Source organism: Solimonas aquatica, from assembly GCF_900111015.1.
In the GTDB taxonomy this organism is placed as follows: Bacteria; Pseudomonadota; Gammaproteobacteria; order Nevskiales; family Nevskiaceae; genus Solimonas; species Solimonas aquatica.
On sequence record NZ_FOFS01000002.1, the window covers coordinates 1 to 24,126 of the forward strand.

General features: G+C 62.2%; 20 protein-coding genes and 1 tRNA gene. 12 read left to right on the forward strand and 9 right to left on the reverse strand.

The features are described 5' to 3' along the window. Positions 1-118: 118 nt before the first annotated feature. Positions 119-517, reverse strand: a complete 399-nt coding sequence (locus tag BMY12_RS02630) for an IS630 transposase-related protein (protein WP_301331419.1) — start codon at positions 515-517, stop codon at positions 119-121. 61 nt (positions 518-578) lie between these two features. After that, a complete protein-coding gene (locus tag BMY12_RS20200) occupies positions 579-725 on the reverse strand; it encodes a hypothetical protein (protein ID WP_177188810.1) in 147 nt (48 codons plus the stop codon). Positions 726-792: 67 nt separating this feature from the next. On the opposite strand from BMY12_RS20200, the gene BMY12_RS02635 reads away from it, so the two are divergent. Then, positions 793-869 (forward strand) — tRNA-Arg (locus tag BMY12_RS02635). A 120-nt stretch (positions 870-989) separates the two neighbouring features. Here BMY12_RS02635 and BMY12_RS02640 read toward each other — a convergent pair. Beyond that, entirely contained in the window at positions 990-1,823 is an 834-nt protein-coding gene (locus BMY12_RS02640) for an SDR family NAD(P)-dependent oxidoreductase (protein ID WP_093281691.1), read from the reverse strand. Positions 1,824-1,909: 86 nt separating this feature from the next. Here BMY12_RS02640 and BMY12_RS02645 point away from each other — a divergent pair, with 86 nt between their 5' ends. After that, positions 1,910-3,358, forward strand: coding sequence for an aldehyde dehydrogenase (locus BMY12_RS02645; protein ID WP_218140049.1), 1,449 nt, complete (start codon positions 1,910-1,912; stop codon positions 3,356-3,358). Positions 3,359-3,417: 59 nt separating this feature from the next. Here BMY12_RS02645 and BMY12_RS02650 read toward each other — a convergent pair whose 3' ends face one another. After that, positions 3,418-5,361, reverse strand: coding sequence for an AMP-binding protein (locus BMY12_RS02650; RefSeq protein WP_093281694.1), 1,944 nt, complete (start codon positions 5,359-5,361; stop codon positions 3,418-3,420). A 270-nt stretch (positions 5,362-5,631) separates the two neighbouring features. On the opposite strand from BMY12_RS02650, the gene BMY12_RS02655 reads away from it, so the two are divergent. The 9 genes from BMY12_RS02655 (at position 5,632) to BMY12_RS02695 (ending at position 18,195) form a co-directional block, all read left to right on the forward strand. Beyond that, complete coding sequence (locus BMY12_RS02655) at positions 5,632-8,181, forward strand: TonB-dependent receptor (protein ID WP_093281696.1); 2,550 nt, start codon at positions 5,632-5,634, stop codon at positions 8,179-8,181. A 56-nt stretch (positions 8,182-8,237) separates the two neighbouring features. Beyond that, entirely contained in the window at positions 8,238-9,875 is a 1,638-nt protein-coding gene (locus BMY12_RS02660; protein WP_177188811.1) for an OmpA family protein, read from the forward strand. A gap of 200 nt (positions 9,876-10,075) precedes the next feature. Further along, the gene (locus tag BMY12_RS02665; protein WP_093281702.1) at positions 10,076-10,663 is read left to right on the forward strand and encodes a TetR/AcrR family transcriptional regulator; all 588 of its coding nucleotides are present in this window, start codon (positions 10,076-10,078) and stop codon (positions 10,661-10,663) included. Between the two features lie 94 nt (positions 10,664-10,757). Continuing rightward, on the forward strand, positions 10,758-11,882 hold the full coding sequence (locus BMY12_RS02670; RefSeq protein ID WP_093282421.1) for an efflux RND transporter periplasmic adaptor subunit: 1,125 nt from the start codon (positions 10,758-10,760) through the stop codon (positions 11,880-11,882). Further along, positions 11,879-14,968, forward strand: a complete 3,090-nt coding sequence (locus BMY12_RS02675) for an efflux RND transporter permease subunit (RefSeq protein ID WP_093281704.1) — start codon at positions 11,879-11,881, stop codon at positions 14,966-14,968. Before BMY12_RS02670 ends, BMY12_RS02675 begins: the two co-directional genes overlap by 4 nt. Positions 14,969-15,020: 52 nt before the next feature. After that, the gene (locus BMY12_RS02680) at positions 15,021-15,827 is read left to right on the forward strand and encodes an oxidoreductase (protein WP_093281711.1); all 807 of its coding nucleotides are present in this window, start codon (positions 15,021-15,023) and stop codon (positions 15,825-15,827) included. A 107-nt stretch (positions 15,828-15,934) separates the two neighbouring features. After that, positions 15,935-16,330, forward strand: a complete 396-nt coding sequence (locus tag BMY12_RS19885) for a hypothetical protein (protein WP_143068815.1) — start codon at positions 15,935-15,937, stop codon at positions 16,328-16,330. Between the two features lie 99 nt (positions 16,331-16,429). After that, positions 16,430-16,609: a hypothetical protein gene (locus BMY12_RS02690; RefSeq protein ID WP_143068816.1), complete on the forward strand. Its 180-nt coding sequence runs from the start codon at positions 16,430-16,432 to the stop codon at positions 16,607-16,609. A gap of 113 nt (positions 16,610-16,722) precedes the next feature. Beyond that, positions 16,723-18,195, forward strand: a complete 1,473-nt coding sequence (locus tag BMY12_RS02695; protein ID WP_218140051.1) for an efflux transporter outer membrane subunit — start codon at positions 16,723-16,725, stop codon at positions 18,193-18,195. Here BMY12_RS02695 and BMY12_RS02700 read toward each other — a convergent pair whose 3' ends face one another. The 4 genes from BMY12_RS02700 to BMY12_RS02715 form a co-directional block, all read right to left on the reverse strand. Next, complete coding sequence (locus BMY12_RS02700) at positions 18,196-18,984, reverse strand: hypothetical protein (protein WP_143068817.1); 789 nt, start codon at positions 18,982-18,984, stop codon at positions 18,196-18,198. A 1-nt stretch (position 18,985) separates the two neighbouring features. Then, complete coding sequence (locus tag BMY12_RS02705; RefSeq protein WP_218140052.1) at positions 18,986-19,435, reverse strand: ester cyclase; 450 nt, start codon at positions 19,433-19,435, stop codon at positions 18,986-18,988. Between the two features lie 147 nt (positions 19,436-19,582). After that, positions 19,583-20,452 carry a helix-turn-helix transcriptional regulator gene (locus tag BMY12_RS02710; protein ID WP_093281727.1) on the reverse strand — a complete coding sequence of 290 codons (870 nt, stop codon included), beginning with the start codon at positions 20,450-20,452 and terminating at the stop codon, positions 19,583-19,585. A 178-nt stretch (positions 20,453-20,630) separates the two neighbouring features. Beyond that, the gene (locus BMY12_RS02715) at positions 20,631-21,806 is read right to left on the reverse strand and encodes an alkane 1-monooxygenase (protein ID WP_218140053.1); all 1,176 of its coding nucleotides are present in this window, start codon (positions 21,804-21,806) and stop codon (positions 20,631-20,633) included. Positions 21,807-21,975: 169 nt separating this feature from the next. On the opposite strand from BMY12_RS02715, the gene BMY12_RS02720 reads away from it, so the two are divergent. Then, entirely contained in the window at positions 21,976-23,085 is a 1,110-nt protein-coding gene (locus BMY12_RS02720; RefSeq protein ID WP_093281732.1) for an NAD(P)-dependent alcohol dehydrogenase, read from the forward strand. A 96-nt stretch (positions 23,086-23,181) separates the two neighbouring features. Here BMY12_RS02720 and BMY12_RS02725 read toward each other — a convergent pair whose 3' ends face one another. Next, positions 23,182-24,105, reverse strand: coding sequence for an acyl-CoA dehydratase activase (locus BMY12_RS02725; RefSeq protein ID WP_093281735.1), 924 nt, complete (start codon positions 24,103-24,105; stop codon positions 23,182-23,184). Positions 24,106-24,126: the final 21 nt, after the last annotated feature.

Below are 24,126 nucleotides of genomic sequence, written 5' to 3' on the forward strand. Positions count from 1 at the left end.
GACGCAGCGCTGCCCTCTGGGGGCGCGACCGTAGCGTCGCGCCATATTCGTGCTCGCCCAAGTCTCATCAAGGAAAACCAGCTTTTCTGGATCCAGCGAAGTTTGCTGGGCCTGCCAATCACGTCGTGCCTTCTGCACGTCGGCGCGCTCTTGCTCGCTGGCGTGCAGGGTTTTTTTTAAGACTCAGCCCCCACTTGTTCAACTGGTGCCACAGCGCCGGAATCTTGATCTCGACCCCCTCTTTCGCCAAGCGTTCGCACAGCTCGGCCAGCGTCAGGTCCGGCTCCAGCTTGAGCCAGCCACGCAGTGTCGGCTCCATGTCCGCAACCCGGGATCGCCGATAACCGCCGATCTGAAGGCTGCCGCGCTCGCCGGTTGCTTTGAATCGATCAGCTACCTGGTACACCCAAACCCGGCTGACTTCAAAGCGCCGGGCAATCTCCGTCGGGCTCTCGCCGCGCTCCACCGCCCGCAACACCCGATCACGCAAATCCTGCGAATAGGCTTGCATATAGATGCCTCCTTTTTCGGAGAAGCATCCATGTTAAGCCAACGTATATGATTAAATCAAAAATGCTCTAGTCTTCGCTCGAAGGCGGCCTGGCCCGCTGCGCGCGCCGCTGCGCCTTGTGCGGCTTGCCGTGCGCACCGCCCTTGCCCAGCAGCGCGGTCCGCAGCACCGCCTTGCGTGCCGCACTGGGGCCAGCGGGAGGTTTTTTCTTCATGCCGGCATTTTTGCGCGCCCGGCCTGTCGGCGCCAGCGGCGAGACGCTACACTAGCGCCCCACATATGCGTCCGTAGCTCAGCTGGATAGAGTACCGGCTTCCGAAGCCGAGGGTCGGGGGTTCGAATCCCTCCGGGCGCACCAAAAATTAAGTCCCCGCAGCGGAGTCGCCATGGGTTTCCCCCGTGTTCGATTCCGTTTGCGCTGGGAGTGTTCCAGTAGTGAGTGCTGGCGTGAAGCTTGGATGTGGCTACCGAGCGATGCTCAGCCAGCTGAAATACCACTGTTCACACTGATGACCTGACCCGTCAGTTTTGCGGCGGCGGGGCTGGCAAGAAAGACCATCAGCTGTGCAAGGTCATCTGGCAGGCAGACACCAAGACTGGCCATACTGCGCACCTGCTCAAACAACTTTGCGCTGAAGCCACTCTCTTGAACATGAGCAGCCGTCAGCGTGCCCTCAATCAGCGAGGGGGTCAGCGCATTGACGCGTACTCCATAGCGCTTGGCCTCCATGGCCAGCGTGCGCGAGAACACACAGATCGCTGCCATTGCCGCGCCAAGCACTGTTTCTCCCGGTGTGGGTACTTTGGCTGCGTCCGAGGCGACATTGAGAATGACGCCCCCACGCCGCGCCTGCATCAATGGCAACACAAGGCGGCTCATTTGCATGACTGGAAGTGCTACGGAGAGCAAGGTGGGTGCAATGCTTTCTGGAGCAATACGCAGTAAAGGCTCAGGCCGGTAGCGGGCATTATCCGCTGTACAGTTGATCAGGATGTCAACGGCGCCCATGAGCCTGGCGGCCTCTGCTACCGCATGTTGTGCCTGGACGAGATCATTGGCATCGCAGGCGATGAAATGCACCGCTAGCCCGGGAACGCAGGTCAGCAAATCCTCACGTGCTTGTTTGCCGCGTTCGATATTGCGTCCAATCAAGGACAGGCGCGGCACGCCCGCCAGTGCTAGTTGCCGTGCCGTCGCAAGCCCCACGCCCGAAGTGCCGCCGACCACCATGGCGCTGCTGCTATGGAACTGAGGAACCAAAATCGCTTGGCCTTCAGGCTTGGAAGCTACGTCACTGGAATGTGCGCTCATAAAAGTAGTGTACCATACTAAAAAAAGTCTCCGCCTGATTGTCGATCATGGCGTCGGAGTTTCAACACTTCCAGAGGAGTCCAATCATGCAGTCATCAATCCCGGTTCATCATGAGAAGTTCTATATCGATGGCACATGGCAAAAGCCTGCGACGACGTTACGCATCGAAGTCATTGGTGCTAATAATGGTGAGTTGATCGGCAGTGTGCCCGAAGGCGGGCAAGCCGATATCGATGCGGCGGTGACGGCGGCGCGTCGGGCTGTCGAAGGTGGTTGGAGTGAAAGCAGCCCGGCAGAGCGAGCGGCCGTACTCAATCGCTTTGCTGATGCCATCGAAAAGCGCGGTGACCGGCTCAGCCGGGCGGTGAGCATGCAAAACGGCATGCCGCTGAGTCTGGCTGAACAGCTTGAAGTGGGCTATGTGGTGGGTTTGCTGCGCTATTACGCCGCGCTTGCCCAGGGCCTGCAGACGGAGGAACGCCGCCATTCGCCTTTGGGTTTCGACACGCTGGTGCGGCGTAAGCCTGTCGGAGTTGTCGGTGCCATCGTGCCTTGGAACTACCCGGTGGTGCTGTCGATCATGAAGATCGCGCCGGCGCTGGCCACGGGATGCAGCATCGTGCTCAAGCCTTCGCCGGGTACGGTGCTTGACTGCTACATCCTGGCCGAGGCTGCCGAAGAGGCGGGAGTGCCCGCCGGTGTTCTCAACTGGGTTCCAGGTGGACGAGATCTGGGTGCTTATCTGGTCGCTCATCCGGGCATCGACAAGGTTGCATTCACCGGCTCCACCGCCGCAGGCCGCAAAATCGCGGAAGTCTGCGGTCGTCTGCTGCGCCCCGTGAGTCTGGAGCTCGGTGGCAAGTCTGCAGGGATCATTCTGGATGACGCCAAACTGGATCAGGTGCTCCCGGGGCTGCACTTTGCCGCGTTCGGCAACAATGGCCAGACCTGCGCGCTTTCTTCTCGCATCCTGGTGCCCGCCACCCGCTATGACGAAATCGTTGAAGCACTGGCGGAGTTGGCTAAGTCGCTTAAGGTAGGGGATTCCTTGGACAGGACTACCGAAATCGGGCCTCTGGCCTCGGCGGAGCATCGCGAGCGCGTCGAAAGCTACATCGCCAGAGGCAAGAGTGAGGGGCGTCTGGTTGCGGGCGGGGGGCGGCCCAGGCACCTGGCGCGTGGCTGGTTTGTAGAGCCGACTGTCTTTGCGGATGTCGCTAACAGTGCCACCATTGCGCAGGAGGAAATATTCGGGCCGGTGCTCACGGTCATTAAGTACCGTGACGAGGACGAGGCCGTGAAGATCGCAAACGATTCCGACTATGGCTTGGGCGGCACAGTCTGGTCTGCCGACAGTCAGCGGGCGCAGACAGTGGCTCGTCGCGTGCAGACCGGGACCATTGGCGTCAATGGCTATGTGCTAGATATGGCCTCGCCGTTCGGCGGGATCAAGGCCAGTGGTTTGGGGCGTGAACTGGGTCCCGAGTCGCTGGCGGCCTATCAGCAGCTGCAGTCCGTTTACCTGACCGGATGATGATCACGGCCGACTGAGCCGGAGGCGGCAGGCGCTGTCTGGCCTGCCGCCCATCTTTTTTAGGCCGGCTCGAATTCAAAGCGTGTCAGGAATTCAAAGCTGCGAAACGCCTCGCTCAGGCGCGCCTGAAGCTGCGCCTGTTCCTGCCGCTTCGCTACGACGCGGATCACCACTGTTGGACGCTTGCCGCTTTCATCGACCTGGACCGAAACGCCGTCACCGGCGATCTGACGCGCCAGATGTGCGGCGACACCGCGCATGGCGTCCACGCGTAGCGCAGGCTTGTTGATCTTGCCGACGGCAGTCATCGGCATACTGTCGAGAATATGGATTTCAGCCGGAACTGCCGCGCGTTCGGCCACCTTCTCGCGACAAAGCTGCACGAGATCGCCGGCGTCGGCCCTGGCGCCGGGCTTGAGCTGTACATAGGCGATGGGCATCTCGCCCTTGGTGGCATCCGGTTTGCCGATGGCGGCTGCCAGTTGCACGGCCGGATGTGAAACCAATACCTCCTCCACCATGCGAGGGTCGATGTTGTGACCACCGCGAATGATCACATCCTTGGCGCGGCCGTAAAGCCAGATGTGCCCGCTTTCATCCACCATGCCCAGGTCGCCGGTATTGGCCCAACGCTGGCCATCGGGCATGCCCTGTACAAAAAAGTCCTGGTCGAGACTGGCATCGACATAGCCGGCTGTCACGCCGGGGCCGGCAATGACCAGGACGCCGCGTTCGCCCGGCGCACATTCACGCAAGAAGCGGTTTTGGGCATCGACCTCGATCGCCTTCACCGCATGCCAGGGCAGGCGGCGCCCGACCGAGCCGGCCAAGGGTTCGAGACCGTCGTCGGGATGCCCCGAGACGGCGCCATGAATCTCTGACATGCCCCAGATCTCCCGCAGCCAGATGCCGTATCGGGCATGAAAGCCACGTAGCAGTTCCACCGGGACCGTGCTGCCGCCGGAATTGAAGCTGCGGATGCAATGTCCCTGCCCCGCAATCTCCGGCGGCAGCGACAAAAGCGCTGCGGCGGTTGCGGGCGTCGCAATTAACGAACTCATTCGGTAATGGCGGGCGATATCCCAGAAGTTCTTCACCACGCTCTGACTGCGGAAGCCATCCGTGGTCAGCGTGAGCAGGGTTTGTCCGTAAAGCATGGCGCGCAATGACAGAATCACGCCGCCGCCGACGTGGAAGTTCGGCATGGCGTGACCGACCACGCCTTCTGGCTCCGAGCCAGCAAGGGCGCCCATGATCCAGGCCGCCAGAAGCTGGCCGCGATGGCTCATGCGCACCAGCTTCGGCGCTGCCGTGGTGCCGCCGGTGGGGAGATACACGGCATCGGCGTGAGGGTCGTCCGCAGGTTCGAATTCCAGGGTGGCGGCTTCGCGATCCATGGCGAGATTGAAGTCGTCCGCCGGGTCGTCCGCATCGACAATCAGAATGCGCCTGAGTGTCGGGACCTGCCGCCATATATCGTCCAGGCGTTCCCACGCGCCGGAGCCATTTCGCTGGGTGGTCGTGACCAGCACAGTGGCTCGCGCCGCGTTCATGATCGAGGCAATGTGTCTGGTTTCCAGATAGGGATTGATCGGATTGGCAATGCCAGCGCTCGCGCCTGCCCAGGCGGCGATCAGAGCCTCCGGCAGCATGGGCAGCAAAATCGAGACGCTGCTACGTTCCCTGCCGGCAATGCGCCGGAAGAGATTGGCGCCGCGTTGAATCCGCGTGAGCAGATCTGTGTAGCTCAGAATACGGGGAGCGACGTCCAGATCGGCCGAGCACAGATGCACGATGGCACTCTTGTCAGGATGCCTTGCTGCCGAGGCGCGCAGGCATGCCAGGATGGTAGGTCCGGGCAGTACCGCGTCCGGAGCCTCTTTCTCGACGGCGCGGATGTCCTCAATATTCCTCAAGACGCATCGGGCCAGCTTGTCGGGGCCGGGCGCCTGTCCGGGCAGCCAGGGTGAAGAACGTGCGGTAGATGGGATGTTGTCGGGCATGAGATGAACGATCAGAAAAGCGCCTCACCAGACGCTACGGCACGCAGCCCGCTTAGTATTCAAAGCTGTGCAGCCGGCGGCGACGGTCAATATTGAGAGCAGATACTGACTCGCCGGCATCGAGTCGATCTATCGAAATCCTTCTCTATTGCAGCCTGCAGGTACGTTTTTGACACCGGACAGGAGACTAATCCGAAAGATTCCGGGTGCTGCTAGCACATACCTTAAGGCTAGCAAGAACCAATTATTGGGCATCCTCGGAGGGGGCTGATGAGCAATTTGATGCGCTTGAAGACAGTGGCGTGGCTGGCGGCTGTGGAGTTGGCGTTGGGGCAGCCCGCGTTTGCGCAGGACGCGGCCGGCGCAACGGAGTCCCCCACAGGCGTCGAGTTGGCGCCTGAGGCGGGTACCGGAGCGGCGGCGCCGCAGGAGGTCCAGGAATTCGGCGCGTCTGCCCAGGCGCCTGCCGCGCAGGAGAACGCGACCCAGGAGCGGATTCAGGACAACAGCCTCAAGAGTCGCCTTCTGGAGGAGGTCGTCGTGACCGCGCAGCGTCGGGAGCAGAATCTCCAAGAGGTGCCGTCCAGCGTCCAGGCGTTCAGTGCCGCTCAGCTGGATGCCAAAGGTGTCAGCGACATCAAGGACATGCAGCTGGTAACGCCGGGTCTGACTTTTGACTCGATGGCCAGCTACTCCATCATCTTCATCCGTGGCGTTGGTGGTGATGCCTTCCAAGCGGGCATCGACTCCAGCGTCGCAACGTACATGGACGGCCTGTATCTGCCCTTCACCTTTTCCTCCGCCCAGGCGCTGGGTGACGTCAAGCAGGTGGAGGTCCTCAAGGGGCCGCAGGGCACCCTTTATGGACGTAACGCCATCGCGGGCGCCATCAAGGTGGAACTCAAGGAGCCTTGCAAGGACCACTACTGCGGTGATGTTCTTCAGCAAGTCGGTAACTACAAGGATTCCAAAACCAAGATCGGCTTTTCAGGGCCGGTGCCGTATACCGATGACACCCTGAGCTTCGGTGCTTCGGCCCTGTATGAGATTCACCAGGCGCACGATATCTATTATCAGGATCCGAATAATCAGGGCTACTACCGTCCTTATCGTAATCGCAGCTGGCGTAGCGTGCTGCGCTGGGAGCCCAACAGTGACTTCAACATACAGGCTGCTTACTACGATCTTCAGCAGCAGGATGCCGATTCGGTCGTTACCGTTCTGTTGAAGACCGCGCCGCTGTTCAATGGGCTGCTCACGCCGATCGACAAGCCTCATACCAGCGGCAATCAGAGTAATGTCGGCGTCAGTGCCTCGACGCGCATAACCACCGCCACTGCCAATGCGCACTGGTTCGACAGCTTTGACATCCGCGCCGTGTACGGACATATCAAGGCCGAAAGCACCATCCTGTTCGACTACGACTCGGCTCTCGAGCCCGTGCTGGACATCAGCGCCATCCCCAACACTGCGCGGTCCGATATCGCGGAGATGACCTTCTCGTCGAAGCCGACCGGCACCCCGTCCTGGCTGGAGTGGATCAGCGGCGTCTACTACGAGAACACGCTGAAGACCGGACGCTATCCGATCAAGGTGAATCCGCTGGATATCGCGCTGGGTGTGCCGCTGTCCGCCACTGGCATTCCGACCTGCCAGTTGTTTACGGCTATTGGCCTGGACTGCACGGCGAACTCGCTCAGCAACCAGAACCCGTACATTGAAGTGCCGCTCACCAGCGGCATCACCACTGACGCAATCTCGGCTTACGCCCAGTTCACCTTCCACCCCACAGACCGCACCTCGGTGGTGCTGGGCGGGCGTGCCTCCAAAGAGGAACGCAAGCTGATCTACTCGACGATTGATGCGCGACTCATCGTGCCCGCGCAGCCGATTATCGGCGGTGTTCTGCAGAATCTGGGTCTTGGCGATCTGCTCACGCCGATCCCGATTCTGGGTACGGGTCTGGTCAGCAACACCTTCACGCCGGTCAGCTTCAATCCCCAGGACCATACCTGGAACAGCTTCACGCCGAATATGGGGTTGAACTTCCAATATAGCGATGACCTGCTCCTCTACTATCGTTACGCCGAGGCGTTCAAGAGTGGCAACTACAATGGTCTGAACATCACCAATCCGCCGACCCGCATCGAGCCGGAACTGGCCAAAAGCAATGAAGTGGGGGTGAAGTCGGAATGGTTTTCGGACCGCTCCCTGAAACTCAATCTCGCGCTGTTCTCCACGGTGGTCTATAACGCGCAGGTACAGACGCTGTCCCTGCTCAGCGGCGGCGTGACGAGTCTGCAGAACGCCGCAAACTACACCGTCAAGGGAGCAGAGGTCGAAGCCAGCTGGTTTGCCACCGATGCATTGGTTTTCAATCTGAGTGCCGATTATCTGAAAGGCACATACGGAAATTTCATCGGTCGCGGTTTCCGTCCTGATACCGGACTGGACGATGCGCAGATCAATTTCACCGGCAACGAAACCGTAAGAACGCCGCATTGGACGGCGACGCTTGCCGGCAACTACACCTTCGCTCTGCCCTGGGATCTGGAAGGTGAGATCGGAGCCGACATTTACTACAACAGCGGCTTTTTCTATGACCCACTCAACACCCTGACGCAGCCTGCCTACAAGATCATCGGTGCCCGTTTCGGCGTTTTCGATCCGAGCAGCAATATCCGCCTAACGCTGTACGGAAAAAATCTGACTGACGACGTCTTTTTCGCCCAGAAGTACCGGCAGGACTTTGGCGACACCGGCATCTACGGTGCAGCCCGCACTTTTGGCGGCGTGCTCACATGGTCCTTCGGGGCCTGAGTGGCTCTACCCGGACCATCTTTTGTAGAGCGAGAACATCAATGAGGAAAAAGAGAATGAAAATGGCAATGGGCTCGCGGTCCCGTCTGGCCGCACTCGCCGCTGCAGCGGCGGGTTTTGCCGGCACTGCATTCGCGCAGGAAGCGGGCGCACCAGTCATCTCCGAGGCGTCACCGGTGGAGACGGCTGCGCCCGCCGACGCCGCCCCCGCGCCGACAGCAACGGTCCCGGTATCTGCGGAGGCCGTGACGGCGCCGGAGCGGCGGCGCAACCTTGGGCCGTATGTGGGAGGCGGGCTTGGTTACAACCGCGTCTCTGATCAGACGTTCGAATTCAGGGGTGAGCGCACTGCGGTCACGCAGCCTGCGGTTCCGATCGAGCTTCCGTTCATCGCGAATTCCGGAATTGCCGCCAAGGATTCATACCAGGGAGGTCTGTTTTACGAGGGCATGGTTGGCTACAAGTTCGACAACGGCTTCAGGACCGAATTTGAGCTGGCGCTGCGCAAGAACAAAGTCGATCAGATCAGCTACCCGGATTCGGGCGCCGGTCCTGAAACCGGTCCGGATGGGGTGAAGATGACCACCACCACGGGCCTGTTCAATCTCTGGTACGACCTCTTCAACAAGTCGCGCCTCCATCCTTATCTGGGTGGCGGTGTGGGCTTTGCCCGCTTTCTTCTGAACAAGCAGCCGACCAATCAGCTCACCCATGGTCCTTACGAGGTCAATCTGCCGACCGGTCCTCTGGTCTGTCTGACACAGGAGTGCGCCGGCCCACGCAAAGCTGATGACGCCAATTACGCCTACCAGCTGGGTGCCGGGCTGCGCTGGGATGTGACGGACTCGCTGACGGCGGGACTCGACTACCGCTACCTCAAAACCGGAAAGGCGAAGTTCTACAGCTTCAGGGAGCAGCCTGAAACGCATCTGGATGCGAGCTACAAGGCGCAGTCCCTGATGCTCTCGCTGAGTTACTTCTTCCTGAAGCCGCCGGCACCGCCACCGCCGCCGCCAGCCGCTCCTGTTGCGGTGGTGGCGCCGCCGCCACCGCCGCCGCCTGCCTGTTCCGACGAAAAGGACAACGATGGCGATGGTCAGGTCGATTATCCAGCCGACAAGGGTTGCACCTCCGCGCAGGACAATGACGAGACCGATCCCTGCCTGCCATCGATGGCTGGACAGAAGATCTCGCTGGCGGGGTGCGGCGCGGGTGACGTCATCGTGTTGCGTGGCGTCAACTTTGAATTCGACAAGGATCGTTTGGCGCTCAACGCCAAGACCATCCTGGACGGCGTTGCCGACGAACTCAAAGCGCATCCGGATATCACGGTCGAAGTGGATGGACATACCGACGCCAAGGGTTCGGACGCATACAACGAGGATCTCTCGCAGCGGCGGGCCGAGGCGGTGGTGCGCTACTTGACGCAGGCGGGAGTCGACGCTTCACGCATGAGTGCAAAGGGCTTTGGTGAAAGTCATCCAATCGCTGACAACGACACGGATGAGGGCCGGGAGCAGAATCGACGTGTGGAGCTGAAGATCATGAGCGGCGGCAGCTCGGCAGGCACCAGCGAGGAAGGGGGCGCCGCGGCTGTTGCGCCGGCGGCTGATGCGGCGAGCTCGCTGCCCGCCACCGAGGGGTTGCCGGCGAGCGACGCGGCAGAGGTGACTGAATTCAAGCCGGCGCAATAGCGCCAATACCGCCGGCATCTTCTTCGCGGGGGCTGCCGGCGGTTGTTCCTAAGGAAAAGCTGGAAGCGGTAAGGACCACTGCTTGCTGCTTCTGGCTGGATCTTCCATGGCGAGACGGCCGTAAACCATCTGACTCAGCAGTGGTCACTCAAAAAATATGACAATTGACATAGTTCTCGCGTCCGCGTATCTTGCCTGCCATGAGCAAAACCACCCTGAGCAAAAGTGACCGGACGCGGCAGCGCATTCTCGATGCCGCTGCAGCCGCGTTTCGGGAGCACGGCGTGGATCAGGTCGGCGTTCGGGACATCATGAAACTCGCCGGCCTGACCCGGGGCGGGTTTTATTTCCATTTTGATGACAAGGACGCTTTGCTGGCCGAGGCCACCCGCGAGGCGGCACGCAGCAACGCGGCTTCGCACGCCAGTTGGGCCGAAAAGGCGCCCAAAGGGAAAAGGCTTCAAACCTTCATTGAGCAGTATCTCAGCGAAGAGCACCGTGACAATCCGCAGCGTGGCTGTTTCCTTGCAGCTTTTGGCGGTGAAATAGGCCGGTCCAGCGCGCCCCAGCGCAAGGCTTTCACGGAGGCAGTCGGCATGGTCGTTGATGGGATCGCGGCGCTTCTGCCGGGAACCAGCCACGCCAAGCGCAAGACGCAGGCGGAGTTGCTGATTTCTTCGATGGCAGGGGTGGTGTCCGCGTCCAGAGCCATCTCCGACCGGGCCCAGAGTGCCGCCTTGCTGGCGGCCGCCAGAAAGTTCTATTCCGAAACCTTCAAGGAGGCGTGAGCGCGGGCTCCGTCTCGGATCGTGTCCGTGTCGCAAATATTATGACACTTGTCTTATTTATTGGGGTGGTCCCGTGAATCTTCTCGGCGCATGGTTGCTGGCGGCTCGTGACAAGTTATTGGCGCTGTCCTTCGCAATTCCCTTTGTCTGTGCCGCATGCACGAGTGCTGAATCCGCAGATCCGCGTACTGCGGCTCCGGTGGTGCGGGTTGCGGTGGTGGAGCGGTCCGCGTCCGGAATGCGATCTTTCACGGGAACGGTTGTGGCCCGCGTACAGAGTGACCTCGGGTTCCGCGTCGCCGGCAAGGTGCAGGCCAGACTGGTCGAGATCGGACAGGATGTCAGACGGGGCGAGCCGCTGATGCGGATCGATCCCGTTGATCTGAAGCTGGCGGTGCTTGCGCAGCAAGAGCTGGCTGCTGCGGCGCATGCGCGTGCACAACAGGCGGCGAAGGACGAGGCACGGCTGCGTGATTTGCTCGGCACGGGTGCGGTTTCGATGTCGGCCTACGATCAGGCCAAGGCGGCGGCAGATGCGGCACAGGCGCAAGTCATCGCCGCCGAGGCGCAGGCTGATGCTGCGCGCAACGCCAGCGCGTACACCGAGCTTCTGGCCGATGACGATGGCGTGGTGGTGGAGACGCTGGCAGAGCCGGGGCAGGTGGTTAGCGCCGGACAAGTGGTCGTGCGCCTGGCACATGCCGGACCTCGCGAAGCCGAGGTGCATCTGCCCGAGACGCTGCGACCCAAGCTGGGATCTGCGGGGCAGGCGGTCTTGTACGGCGATGGCGGGCCTGGTGTCGCGACCAGACTGCGGCAACTGTCGGCCGCCGCCGATCCCGTCACGCGAACCTTCGAGGCTCGCTACGTCCTGGAGGGCGCGCAGGCCGCGGCGCCGCTGGGTGCGACCGTCACAGTGCAAATCAGCGGTAGCCGTCCAAGCAGCGGGGAAATGTTTCAAGTTCCGATCAGTGCGCTGTTCGACGCCGGTGGCGGCCCCGGGCTCTGGCTCGTTACCGGCGATCCGGCGCAGGTGTCATGGAAAGCGGTGGTGGTGGAAGGGCTCGATGGTCAAAGCGCGCGCATATCAGGCGAGCTCCAGCCCGGAAATCGTGTCGTAGCGCTGGGTGCGCATCTGCTGCGCGAGGGTGACCGCGTCCGCCCTGCGGGACCGGCGCTGCCGGCCTCGGCTGCCCGCGCCACGGACGGCCGGTCATGAGTGAAGGGCCACTCAACTTGTCGGCGCTCGCCGTGCGCGAGCGAGCGATCACGGTCTTCCTGATTGTGCTGATTTCCGTGGCCGGAATTGTCGCCTTCTTTCGCCTTGGGCGGGCGGAGGATCCGGCATTCACGATCAAGGTGATGACCATCATCACCGCATGGCCGGGTGCGACGCCGCAGGAGATGCAGGATCAAGTGGCCGAAAAGCTCGAAAAGCGCCTGCAGGAACTGCGTTGGTACGACCGCTCCGAAACTTACACGAGGCCGGGGCTTGCCTTTACGACACTGACACTGCTGGACAGCACGCCGCCGTCGGAGGTGGAGGGCCAGTTCTACCAGGCACGGAAAAAACTCAGTGACGAGGCGGTCAATCTGCCGGCGGGTGTGATCGGCCCACTGGTCAACGACGAATACGCGGACGTGACTTTCGCGCTCTACGCGCTCAAGGCCAGGGGCGAGCCGCAGAACTTGCTGGTTCGGGATGCCGAAAAGCTGCGTCAACGCCTGCTGCAGGTCCCCGGCGTCAAGAAGGTCTCCATCATCGGCGAACGCCCCGAGCGCATTTACGTGAACTTCTCGCACGAGCGGCTGGCGACGCTCGGCATCAGTCCGCAGGTGATTTTTTCGGCACTCAACAGCCAGAACGCCTTGACACCCGCGGGTTCCGTGGACACGCAAGGGCCGCAGGTTTCGGTTCGCCTCGATGGCGCATTCGATGATTTGCAGAAAATCCGCGATACGCCAGTCGTGGCCCGGGGCCGTGCCCTGACGCTTGCAGACATCGCCACGGTGGAGCGAGGCGAGGAGGACCCGGCGACGTTTCTGATCCGCAACGGTGGAGATCCGGCGCTGTTGCTGGGGGTAGTGATGCGCGATGGATGGAACGGCCTGGATCTTGGCAAGGCCCTAGATGGTGAACTCGCGGCGATCAATGCCGGCATGCCGCTGGGTGTGTCACTCACGAAGGTCACTGATCAGGCGGTCAATATCAATTCGTCGGTCGACGAATTCATGGTGAAGTTCTTCGCCGCGCTGCTGGTAGTGATGCTGGTGAGCTTCCTGAGCATGGGCTGGCGCGCCGGGCTCGTGGTTGCCGCCGCGGTGCCGCTGACACTGGCGGCTGTATTGGTAGTGATGTTGGCGACAGGCAAGAACTTTGATCGCATCACACTGGGCTCGCTGATTCTGGCGCTCGGGCTGTTGGTCGATGACGCCATCATCGCCATCGAAATGATGGTGGTGAAAATCGAAGAAGGCTTGAGCCGCTCGGCGGCCGCGGCTTATGCCTGGAGCAGCACGGCGGCCCCCATGCTTTCGGGCACGCTGGTGACTGCCGTGGGTTTCATGCCGAATGGCTTCGCGCGATCCACCGCCGGTGAATACACCAGCAATATGTTCTGGATCGTCGGCACGGCGCTGATCGCTTCCTGGGTGGTTGCTGTGGTCTTCACTCCGTATCTCGGTGTGAGACTGCTGCCGGATATCAAGAAGATCGAAGGCGGGCACGGCGCAATCTACGATACGCCGCGCTACAGGCGTCTGCGCCGGCTGCTGACCTGGGTGATTTCGCGGAAGGCGATGGTGGCGGCTTCCGTCGTCGGGCTCTTCCTCCTGGCCATCGCTGGCATGAGCGTGGTGAAGAAGCAATTCTTTCCGACCTCAGACAGGCCAGAGGTTCTGATCGAGGTGCAGATGCCGTACGGCACCTCGATCGGCAAGACCAGTGAGGCTGCCGCCAAGGTCGAAGCCTGGCTCAGCAGGCAGCCTGAAGCCCGAATGGTCACCGCCTATATTGGTCAGGGCGTGCCGCGGTTCTATCTGTCGATGGGGCAGGAACTTCCCGACCCCTCGTTCGCAAAGATCGTGGCGCGGGCGGGAAGCGAGAGTGAGCGTGAGGTGCTAAAGCAGAGGCTGCGCAAGGCCATCGCCGACGGGCTGGCGCCGGAGGCGCGCTTGCGTGTCACGCAAATCGTCTTCGGTCCGTACTCGCCATACCCGGTTGCCTACCGAGTCAGCGGTCCGGACCCGGAGAAGCTACGCGGGATCGCGTCGCAGGTTGAAAAGATAATGACGGCCAGCCCCCTGATGCGCACGGTCAACACCGATTGGGGCGTACGCGTACCGACGCTGCACTACACCCTGCAACAAGACAGGCTGCAGGCAATGGGGCTGAGTTCGAGCGCCGTTTCCCAGCAGCTCCAGTTCCTGCTCAGCGGCGTACCGGTGGCGGCGGTGCGTGAGGATATCCGCACCGTGCAGGTCATCGCCCGCTCTTTGGGCGATGCCCGTCTCGATCCCGCCCGTATCGCCGACTTCACGCTCATCGGCGCTGGCGGGCAGCGTATTCCCATGGACCAGGTCGGCAAAGTGGAGATACGCATGGAGGAGCCGATCATTCGCCGTCGCGACCGCGTGCCGACCATCACCGTTCGCGGCGACATTGCCGAAGACTTGCAGCCCCCGGACGTCTCCTCCGTCATCACCCGCCAGCTGCAAACGCTGATGGGTACGCTGCCAGAGGGATACCGAATCGTGGAAGGCGGTGCCATTGAAGAATCGGCGAAGGCATCCGAGGCGATGCTGCCGCTGTTCCCGATCATGCTGGCAATCACCTTGCTGGTCATCGTCGTCCAGGTCCGTTCGCTTTCTGCAATGGTGATGGTCTTCCTGACGGCGCCGCTGGGGCTGATCGGGGTGGTCCCGACGCTGCTGCTGTTTCAGCAGCCTTTCGGCATCAACGCGCTGGTCGGATTGATCGCCTTGTCGGGAATACTGATGCGCAACACCTTGATCCTGATTGGCCAGATTCGACAGAACGAACAAGCTGGCCTGGCGCCGTTTGATGCCGTGGTCGAGGCCACCGTGCAACGCGCCCGTCCGGTATTTCTGACTGCGATGGCAGCGATTCTGGCGTTCATTCCCCTGACACATTCCGTGTTCTGGGGAACGCTTGCCTACACCCTGATCGGCGGAACCTTTGCGGGAACGATTCTGACGCTGGTGTTTCTGCCGGCGCTGTATTCCATCTGGTTCAGGATCGGCTCCGGCAGGGACGCTCCGGTCCGGTTTTCGCCAATCCACTGAGACAAGGCTGCTGCGCGGAGATGCGCTGCATCTGTAACGCAACGGAGTTGATATGAGCGATTCAAAAGTTGTCATCGTCACCGGGGTGTCATCCGGCATCGGCCGCGAGGCTGCGCAATCATTCGCCGCGCGAGGCTGCCGTGTCTTTGGCACGGTTCGCAGCATCGCGCGGACCTCAGCCCTGCCCGGCGTGGAACTGATCGAGATGGATGTTCGCGACGAGGCTTCAGTACGGGACGGCATCCAGTCGGTCATTGCCCGCAGTGGCCGCATTGATGTCCTGGTCAACAATGCCGGAACGAGTCTGCTCGGTGCCGTGGAGGAAACCGCCACGGCTGAAGCGGCGGCGCTGCTGGACACCAATGTGCTCGGCATCCTGCGCCTGATAAGGGCCGTGCTTCCACAGATGCGGCGGCAGAAGCATGGGCGGATCGTCAATGTCAGTTCAGTGCTCGGCTTTTTGCCGTCTCCGTACATGGGGCTTTATGCAGCCTCTAAGCACGCTGTGGAAGGCTTGTCCGAGTCGCTGGATCACGAGGTGCGCCAGTTCGGCGTTCGGGTCAGCTTGGTGGAGCCGGCCTACACGCGAACCCGGCTGGAAGCCAATTCGCCGCGGGTGAGCGCAATGATCGATGCCTATGACCACGAGCGCGAGATTGCGTCGCGCGCCATTGCTTGCAGTGTCAACGGCGCGCCCGCGCCGGATGGCGTGGCAAGAACGATCGTGACTGCGGCATTGGGCAAATGGCAGATGCGCCACACCCCGCCAGGACAGGCCTCTGTGCTGAGCAAGCTGCGCCGCTTCATGCCTGCCGGGCCCGTGGATTCGAGCCTGAGAAAGACGTTTGGACTCGCTTGAACATATCACCGACGCGACGCGAAACCCTGAGCGCCCTGCGCCCGCCTGCGGCGGATTGTGCAGCTGACCGGCGGCCATCCAGGTCTATCGCAAAACTGGAGCAACACATGCATCACAGCAGAAGCATCGTAAAGAGCAGAGCCTGGCCCGCCGCGGACACGGACCTGTGCGTGGCAAGACGGCGAGGGCGCGGGATCGCGGCCGCCATTCTGATTGCCGCGAATCTCGCTGCGATGGGCTCGGCCCTTGCGGCATCCGACTCGGCGTCCGGCATTTTTGTTGAGAAGGTGATGATGGGTTCCCCGCCCGCCCGCGCCGTGACGCTGGCGCCCACTGCTGCGGGCAGAAGCGGGAATGCCGCCGAGCAGTTTGTGGAAACGGTGATGAAGGGACATATCGAAACGACCCGTTCACCGAGCCATGGCGATGCGTCTGCAGATGAAGAGCAGCCGCGCGGAGGTCCTGACTTTCGCTTTCTTCGCGGTCCGGGCTCCGGCGCCTGAGGCGCATGGACATGACACGCTCATCATCAGGGAAGAGGCCTGCGTGCGGTGTCGCGCTGCGTGGGCTGTTTACGCCTCTACATTCACAAGGTGATCACGATGCTTGATAAACAGATGCCAGCGCAGGAAAAGCCGATGAGTGTCTGGCAGCGGCTCGCTTGTGCCTTCGAGTCATTCGGCGAGTCTTTCGAGGAGCGCCTGGAGCGGCGCCTACAGCGCCTGGAGGAGCAGGTTTCACGCCTGAGCGAGGCGCAAGTCAGAAAGGACGGACAAGCATGACGCTCGATCCATGCGGATCGGCGGCGAAATCGAGCCGCGCTCGTGCAATGCCATTGCCCGGCGGTGGCGTCGGTTTTCCCTCGGACGCGGGGAACAGGGCGCGACATTCGGGCATGGCCATCATCCTGGCTACGGGCATGCTGGGCGGCTGCGTCGTGGGACCCGACTACCAGCGTCCGGAGACGGTGGCACCGGAGCATTTCCGGCTGCAGGCGGCGGTGGAGCAGCGGCAAGCTGCCAGCCATGCGGATCTCGGGCAATGGTGGGACGGCTTCGGAGATCTGCTGTTGTCCCGTTTCGTGGGCTTGGCGCAGCAACAGAACCTGGAACTCGCGCAGGCTTCTGCGCGCGTCGAGCAGGCGCGCGCGATGCTGAGTATGACCACGGTCGAACTGTTGCCGTCCGCAGGCGCTTCCGCGCAGGCGGCCAAAGCCTATCAATCCGTGGAAACCCCCTTGGGGCGGGTGCTGAACTCGACACCGGGCTTTGATCGCCACGGCAGCGCCTATGAAGTGGAGATCGGCGCCAGCTGGGAGCTGGACATCTTCGGCGGACTGCGTCGGCGACGGGAAGCAGCTGCCGCCGGTTACGGAGCGTCGGAGGCTGGCGCTGCCGCAACGAGGCTGCTGGTGATGGCGCAGACCGCAGACACTTATATCACCATCCGAGGGCTGCAAGCGCGCCTGAAGATCGCCCGAAGCCAGGTGGAGATCCAGCAAGATCTGCTCTCGAGCGTCAGGCTTCTGCGCGACCATGAATTGAGCGCCGACCGCGAGGTATGGCAAGCCGAGGCGACGCTGGCCCAGGCCCGGGCCTCGATTCCGGCGCTCGAGAGTGCCTTGGCGGTGTCAGGTAATGCGCTGGATGTGCTGCTGGGAATGCCGCCGGGAACGTACGAAGCTGCGCTGGTGGAACCGGCAGAGATTCCTGTGGCGCCAAGGATCGCGGACATCGGCTCACCGGCCGATGTGCTGCGCCGCAGGCCGGACCTGGCTGCGGCGGAGCGCCAGCTCGCTGCGTCGAACGCGCAGATCGGCGCCGCAGTCGCCGAGTATTTTCCGAAGTTTTCCTTGAATGCCATGATCGGCAGCGCCGCAACCTCCGAGAGTGCGCTGCTCAGCGCCGGTTCCAGTCAGGGACTGGGCATGCTGGGCTTTCGCTGGCGCCTGTTCGATTTCGGCCGGATCAACGCGCAGATCGCGGCGGCCAAAGGACGGAATGCCGAAATGCTGGCGGCCTATCGCCTGGCGGTGCTGCGAGCGACGGAGGATGTGGAAAACGCATTTTCGACGCTGCTCGGTCGGGAGCAGCAGCTGGCTGAGTTCAATCGCATGGTCCTGGCCCTGGATCGCGAACGCGGCGCGTCTGCCACCGCATACGAGAAAGGACAGGTCAGCAGGATCGAGTTGTTACATGCGCAGGACAGACTCCTGCGCGCCTCCGATGCGCGAGCCCAGACGCAAGCGGCGGCGGCGCTCGCCGCGATCACGACATTCAAGGCTCTCGGCGGCGGATGGGAGTCCGCGACGGCGAAACTGGCGGCCAACGGCGGAGCAGATGTATCGAGGTTCCGGGCTCTGGATTGATCACCGGACGCGGCCCAGGCCATCAAGCGGCAGCGCTGCCTGCGCCGGCACGGGCAGAAGCTCGGCCGCGAAGCGGATCAGCAGCAGAGCGAAGCCGATGCTGAGCAAGGTGGCGGCAGGGATCAGCCAAGGCGCGGGCTGCGCCGTGTGCAGGACCACGATCACAGGCGCGCCGGCGCCGAAGTTGGCCATATAGAAGGTTGCGGGAAACAAGGCGAACACGCCCCACAGCTGCAGCGGCGAAGTGGCGCGCTGGCGCAGCTGGGCGGCGGCAACGCTGAAGCAGATCACCTGTGCGGATTCCAGGATGCCGATCACGATCGGATAGTCGAGCACGCGAAACGCATGCGGTCCCCAGTATTCGTAAGCGCCGCCGTTGATTCCGATCATCTCGAAGGCGCAGGAGCAAGCCAGTTCGATGCCGGCCCAGCGATACAGCATGCCGCGCGTCATGCCCTTGGTGATCTGATGGCAGATCATTGCGGCGGTGGTGCCATAGAGCGTGACGTAGCCGCTGTAGACCCACCACGGTTGGGGAATGCCGAAGGCGGTATAGGCGGTCCATTGCCCCGGCGTGTAGAACCATAACATTAGGCCCTCATCATAGAGAGGCTCGAACAGTCCGCCAAAGGCTGCGGCCATGATTACCAGTACAAAAAACGGCGTCCTTTGTCGTAGTCCGGCAATAATCGCAACCAGCAGCGCGATGGCCCAAATCGCATAGCTGCCGAACACCAGAACTGCCTGAGTGGTCAGATTTAAGGGGTGATCGACGGGCGGCATCGGCATGTCATGCTCCTTCCGGTGGTTTGGGACTGCGACGGAAACGTCGTGTCAGTGGCTTCTTGCGTGCTGCCAGATACCCGAGCTGGCGCGCGACGTGGATCTGGTCGGAATAGATGATTTCGCGGACGATCTTGCCGCTGTTGTAAACGTGGAACGATGCGCCCGTGGTTTCCACGAATCGGCCACCTGCCGGCATGCCAAATATCACGTCGGCATGCCGGGCGCTCCATTTCCAGACCACCAGGCCGCTGTTCTGGTCGCCGACGTATTCGACGACTTCGAGGTGGTGCAGCCCCAGGCCGTTGTCCGGATCACGATTGGAGAATGCGCGGATGGCCGCCGCCAGCGCTGCCCGATCATCGCGGATGAAGCGTTCGCGTGGCGGGTCCGAGAAATCGAAGGAGTCCGCGTAGAAGGTCAGCGCCGCCTCTGGACTGCTCAGAAAGGCTTTCATCCACGCGCTGACAAAGTAAAAATTCAAGCCGGCCTCCCCGTGAGTACGCCGGCGACGATAATGGTGTGTCTCCGGCATGGTCTTTCGCAAAACGACCGGAGTCCATATCAAATTTGTGCCATCGAGAAGGGCGAAGCCTGTGGCGACTCATCCTTCTCGGTAGCGTCGCGGGGTCATGCCGGTGTGGCTGCGAAACACCTGGGTAAAATGCGATTGACTGCAAAAGCCCAACTCGATCGCAATATCCACCAGTGGCATGCCGGTCTCCCGCAGCATGCGCTTGGCCATTTCGACCCGGCGCTGCGATTGATAGCGGTGCGGTGAGACCCCGATTTCCGCGCGAAAACGCCTGGCAAAATGCGAGCGGCTGATGCCGGCCTCCTCGGCGAGCTCTTCAAGGGACAGACACTCGGAAAGACTTTCCTCGATGAGTGCGCGGCTGCGTTCGATCGCGCCCATAAGACTCAGCGCCGCGTCGCGTACACTGCTGCTGCTGTTGCGCAGGACATGCAGCAGCAGCGAATCGGTGACCGAGCGGACGAAGTCCTCGCTCTTGGCGCCGGGATTGCGTGCCTCGGCGTGGATGGCATCTAGGCAGCCGCCGACGAAGGCGTCACAGAAGGCAAAGCGGAAATCCGGAAGATGCCCCTCCAGGGAATGCCGCTTCGCGATGCTGTTGATCCGCTCGCGCGGAATATGAAGTGTCTCGAAGCGGACCGCGCCCTCCACGCGAAATGCCCAGTCCAGACCCGGCGGCATGCAGGTGAGCTGCCCGGGCGTGGATTGTTCGCAGCTGCAGACATCGTCGCGCAGGGCCCGAACATTGCAGCGTCCGTCGCGATGCACCGCAATCACCAGTTCGTCGTTGGCCGGAAGCTCCAGCTGCTGGATCCATGGCGTGTTCCAGCTATGCACCGAGAGCCCGGCCTGCTGAAGCGAGCGATCACCGCTTTCCGGATGCAGGGTGATGCGTGACCGGAATGCGTCGACGGCGCGATAGTGGCTGACGCCGCTCATGGCTGCAGTCCCCGCGCCGAGGCCCGGCGGCCGCCATGCTCGTTACCGCTTGCTGACGTGGTCATTGCACGTCTCCTCCGATAAATTTTTTATTGAACCTCTGTCCCCCGACCGCTGTAGCTGGCCACAGTTCCAGGATCCGCCCATCTGGAACACGGCCCCTCTGACGCCTGTCAGGCTAGCTGCCGATGGTCGCCAGCTCCTTGGGCCAGCTTGCTTCGTCAGCAAACCAGTCTTCCCAACCTGCCTTTAGGTTTTGTTCGCGGGCCAGCTTTCGTTCGGCCGCAGTGGCAAATTCCATGTCCCAGCGCTTCAGGGCCGGCTTGATGATGGCCTGTTCCCAAAGCGGCGGAATCAGCGAAGCAATGAAGCAGACAAAGATTCCGGGCATTTCAATGTTATCCCGGTGCGGCACGAGCTTGTAGTAGGGCGCATAGGGGAACAGATGGTGGTCGGCATGATTGGTTAGCTCAAAGCCGAGTACGCGCGTGGCGATGCCCAGGTGATTCCAGACATGACGGCGTCCGATTGGGGTTCCGGGCACGCGGGTCTGGCCATAGTGCTGGAAATAGCTGAAGGATTCGGTCCAGCAGCGGGCCGCGAACATCGCGATCAGGATGCAGGCCACCGCCTTCCAGCCGGCCAGCGCGTAGACCAGACTTTGGAAAAGGATCTGGATGAGCAGGATCGTCCACATGCGGTGACGGATATTGAAGCGGCCGTAACCCTTCTTGACCAACAACTCGCTTTCGGCTTCGACGGAGGTCTTGATGGTGCGGTACACCGCCTGAGGCGTGTACGCGTAAATGCTCATGCCACGCGGCGCAGTGCTGATGTCCTTGTCGGTGGACACGTCCAGGTGGTGCCCGATGACGTGCTCCAGATCGCGCATGCCATCAAACAGCGTGAACTGTGCGTAGCGCCCGACTGTGCGGGTGAACATGTCGCGCGAGTGAAACAATTCGTGCTGTGCGGCGATGCCGGGCATCAAGGCGTGCCAGGTGCAGCTCAGGGTGCCGCCGAGGATTTGCCAGGCATCGAGCGGCTCGACGGACATCCGCCAGGCAAATGCGAGATAGATGGCGATCGGGCCCAGGCCGCCGATCCAGACCGGGATCGCCGCCCAGAATGCGGAGTTCATTTGCCGCTGGCTGTAGTCGCGGGGCAGGAGAAGGTCCAGCGCCGTAATCAGCAGGAAGGTCGAGGCGCCCAGCCATACCCAATCTCCGCCCAGCATGAAGCCGGCAAATCCAATTGCCAGCACCACACTGGCAGCGTAGTACTTCAGGTAATCCATCACGACAATCTCCTGTTTAAGTTGATTTATGAATTTGACCGAAATGTTGACGTTCAAGCGTTTATCAATGGCCGCTGCCTATGGGTAGGGCGCGAATTTGACAGATACGGCCGATGGACTTTGCTAGGTTTTGTTGCAGCGGCGCCGCGCTTTGTTCAGTGCGACGGCTGCGGGCTATTGGTTCACGCAGCCGCGACATGAGTCGCGGCAACAAAGGAGACATCCAGTGAGTTCGAGTCAGACAGCGCAAGCGGCCGTGGTGCGCGAAATCGGCAAGCCGTGGGTCATCGAGGAGGTCGAGATCGCCGCGCCGCGTGCCGATGAGATTCTGGTGCGCATGGCCGGCACCGGCATCTGCCACACCGACACCAGTTGCAAGGACGGCCACTTTCCTGTGGCCTTGCCCATCGTGCTGGGCCACGAAGGTGCAGGCGTGGTCGAGGCCGTCGGGTCCGAAGTTAGCCGCGTGCGCGTCGGCGATCACGTGGTGCTCAGCTTTGACTCTTGTGGTCACTGCCGCAACTGCAAGGCGCATCATCCGTCGTATTGCTTTGACTTCTATCCGCGCAATGTTTCGGGCACCCGACTCGATGGCAGCCACACGCTGAGCGGCGCTGGCGGCGAGTTGAAAGCGGCGTTCTTCAGCCAGTCTTCCTTCGCCACGCTGGCGCTGGCGCGCGAGGCCAACACCGTGGTGATCGACAAGGATCTGCCACTGGAAATCATGGGGCCGCTGGGCTGCGGCATTCAGACCGGTGCCGGTGCCGCGATTAATGCCCTGCGACTGAAACAGGGCGACTCCCTGGCCGTTTTCGGCGGCGGCGCGGTGGGCCTCTCGGCGCTGCTCGGCGCGCGGGCCGTCGACGCCGGGACCGTAATCGTGGTCGAGCCCAATGCCGGGCGCCGGGCCCTGGCTCTGGAACTGGGTGCCAGCCATGTGATCGATCCGAAGGCAAGCGAAGATGTGCTGGGGCAGATCCGGGCACTTTGCGGCGGCGTGAACTACGCGCTCGATACCACGGGCATTCCGGGAGTGATCGCGGTTGCGGTCGAAGCCTTGCTGCCCGATGGCATGTGTGGACTGCTCGGCGTGCCGCCGCCTGAAGCCACGGTGCCGGCCAATATGATGAGCATGCTGGTGCGGGGCGTCGGCGTGAAATACATCGTCGAGGGCGATGCCGATCCGCAGGAATTCATTCCGCGCATGGCCGCCTGGTATCGTGCCGGAAAATTTCCCTTCGATCGCCTGATCAGGAAATTCCCCTTCGCGCAGATCAACGAGGCTGCGCAGGCTTCGTTGCGGGGCGAGGTGGTGAAGCCGGTGCTGGTATTCTGAGCGGGACTGAAGCGCGGACTTCGGTCCGCGCTTCAGTGTGGTGGCGCTTGCGGGCAGATCGGACAGGAGCTTGCGCATGGTCGTGGCCTGCGGCGCTCAGCGGCGCAAAGGTCCATGCAGGACCTGCGTCCCGGCGCCCGCCTCTTTGGCGGCGCAGGCCGGCGTGCCGCAGTGACTGACTTCGGCTGCGGAATCCAGGCGGTCTTCTTCGTCGGCGGTCTTGGGCGCGCTGACTTCGTCGAGCGCGAACAGTGCCGCGCCCAGTGCGCCGGCGGCTTGCGGATTGTCCGGAATCAGCAAAGCTGTGCCCAGCGCCTGTTCGATATGGCGTACCGCCGCGATGTTCTGTGCTACGCCGCCGGTCATCACGATCGGCTGGCGTTGCCCCACGCGGGCCACCAGGCCCAGGGTGCGGCTGGCGATAGCGGCATGCACCGCGCCGAGCACCTCATGCTTGGCCTTGCCTTCCGCGAGCAACGAGATGACTTCGGTCTCCGCAAACGTGGCGCACATGTTGGATATGCTCAGCTTGTCGCGCGCAGTGATGGCAAGCGGCCCCATCTCTTCGAGCGGCACCTGCACGGCGCGCGCCAGCGCCTCCAGGAATTTTCCGGTGCCGGCGGCACAGCGGTCGTTCATCGCGAACTGTGAGACCAGACCGTTGCCGTCGATGGCAATCACCTTGCTGTCCTGCCCGCCGATGTCGATGACCATGCGTGCCTGCGGCATCAGGTGTGCGGCACCGCGTGCGTGGCAGGTGATTTCGGTGTAGGACTTGTCGGCGATGTCCAGCATGCGCCGGCCGTAGCCCGTGCTCACCGCGCGTGCGATATCGGCCTCACCGATGCCGGCTTGGGCCAGGGCCTCGCGCATCGAGACTTGCGCCCCTTCGTTGCTCACCGAGCCCTTGTGGGCGATGGCGGTGGCGACGACACGGCCCTGCAGATCGAGGATCACGGTCTTGGATGTGGTCGACCCGAAGTCGATCCCCATCACGAAGCGGCCGTTGCGGGATGCCATGGCGTGACGGTTCCTTGCGTC

Bases quoted from the DNA above. Each gene is read 5' to 3' on its own strand.
- BMY12_RS02650 (WP_093281694.1), bottom strand. From the start codon at position 5,361: ATGCCCGACAACATCCCATCTACCGCACGTTCTTCACCCTGGCTGCCC.
- BMY12_RS02705 (WP_218140052.1), bottom strand. From the start codon at position 19,435: ATGAAAGCCTTTCTGAGCAGTCCAGAGGCGGCGCTGACCTTCTACGCG.
- BMY12_RS20200 (WP_177188810.1), bottom strand. From the start codon at position 725: ATGAAGAAAAAACCTCCCGCTGGCCCCAGTGCGGCACGCAAGGCGGTG.
- BMY12_RS02645 (WP_218140049.1), top strand. From the start codon at position 1,910: ATGCAGTCATCAATCCCGGTTCATCATGAGAAGTTCTATATCGATGGC.
- BMY12_RS02690 (WP_143068816.1), top strand. From the start codon at position 16,430: ATGCTTGATAAACAGATGCCAGCGCAGGAAAAGCCGATGAGTGTCTGG.
- BMY12_RS02660 (WP_177188811.1), top strand. From the start codon at position 8,238: ATGAAAATGGCAATGGGCTCGCGGTCCCGTCTGGCCGCACTCGCCGCT.
- BMY12_RS02665 (WP_093281702.1), top strand. From the start codon at position 10,076: ATGAGCAAAACCACCCTGAGCAAAAGTGACCGGACGCGGCAGCGCATT.
- BMY12_RS02680 (WP_093281711.1), top strand. From the start codon at position 15,021: ATGAGCGATTCAAAAGTTGTCATCGTCACCGGGGTGTCATCCGGCATC.
- BMY12_RS02695 (WP_218140051.1), top strand. From the start codon at position 16,723: ATGGCCATCATCCTGGCTACGGGCATGCTGGGCGGCTGCGTCGTGGGA.
- BMY12_RS02725 (WP_093281735.1), bottom strand. From the start codon at position 24,105: ATGGCATCCCGCAACGGCCGCTTCGTGATGGGGATCGACTTCGGGTCG.
- BMY12_RS02700 (WP_143068817.1), bottom strand. From the start codon at position 18,984: ATGCCGATGCCGCCCGTCGATCACCCCTTAAATCTGACCACTCAGGCA.
- BMY12_RS02675 (WP_093281704.1), top strand. From the start codon at position 11,879: ATGAGTGAAGGGCCACTCAACTTGTCGGCGCTCGCCGTGCGCGAGCGA.
- BMY12_RS19885 (WP_143068815.1), top strand. From the start codon at position 15,935: ATGCATCACAGCAGAAGCATCGTAAAGAGCAGAGCCTGGCCCGCCGCG.
- BMY12_RS02655 (WP_093281696.1), top strand. From the start codon at position 5,632: ATGAGCAATTTGATGCGCTTGAAGACAGTGGCGTGGCTGGCGGCTGTG.
- BMY12_RS02640 (WP_093281691.1), bottom strand. From the start codon at position 1,823: ATGAGCGCACATTCCAGTGACGTAGCTTCCAAGCCTGAAGGCCAAGCG.
- BMY12_RS02710 (WP_093281727.1), bottom strand. From the start codon at position 20,452: ATGAGCGGCGTCAGCCACTATCGCGCCGTCGACGCATTCCGGTCACGC.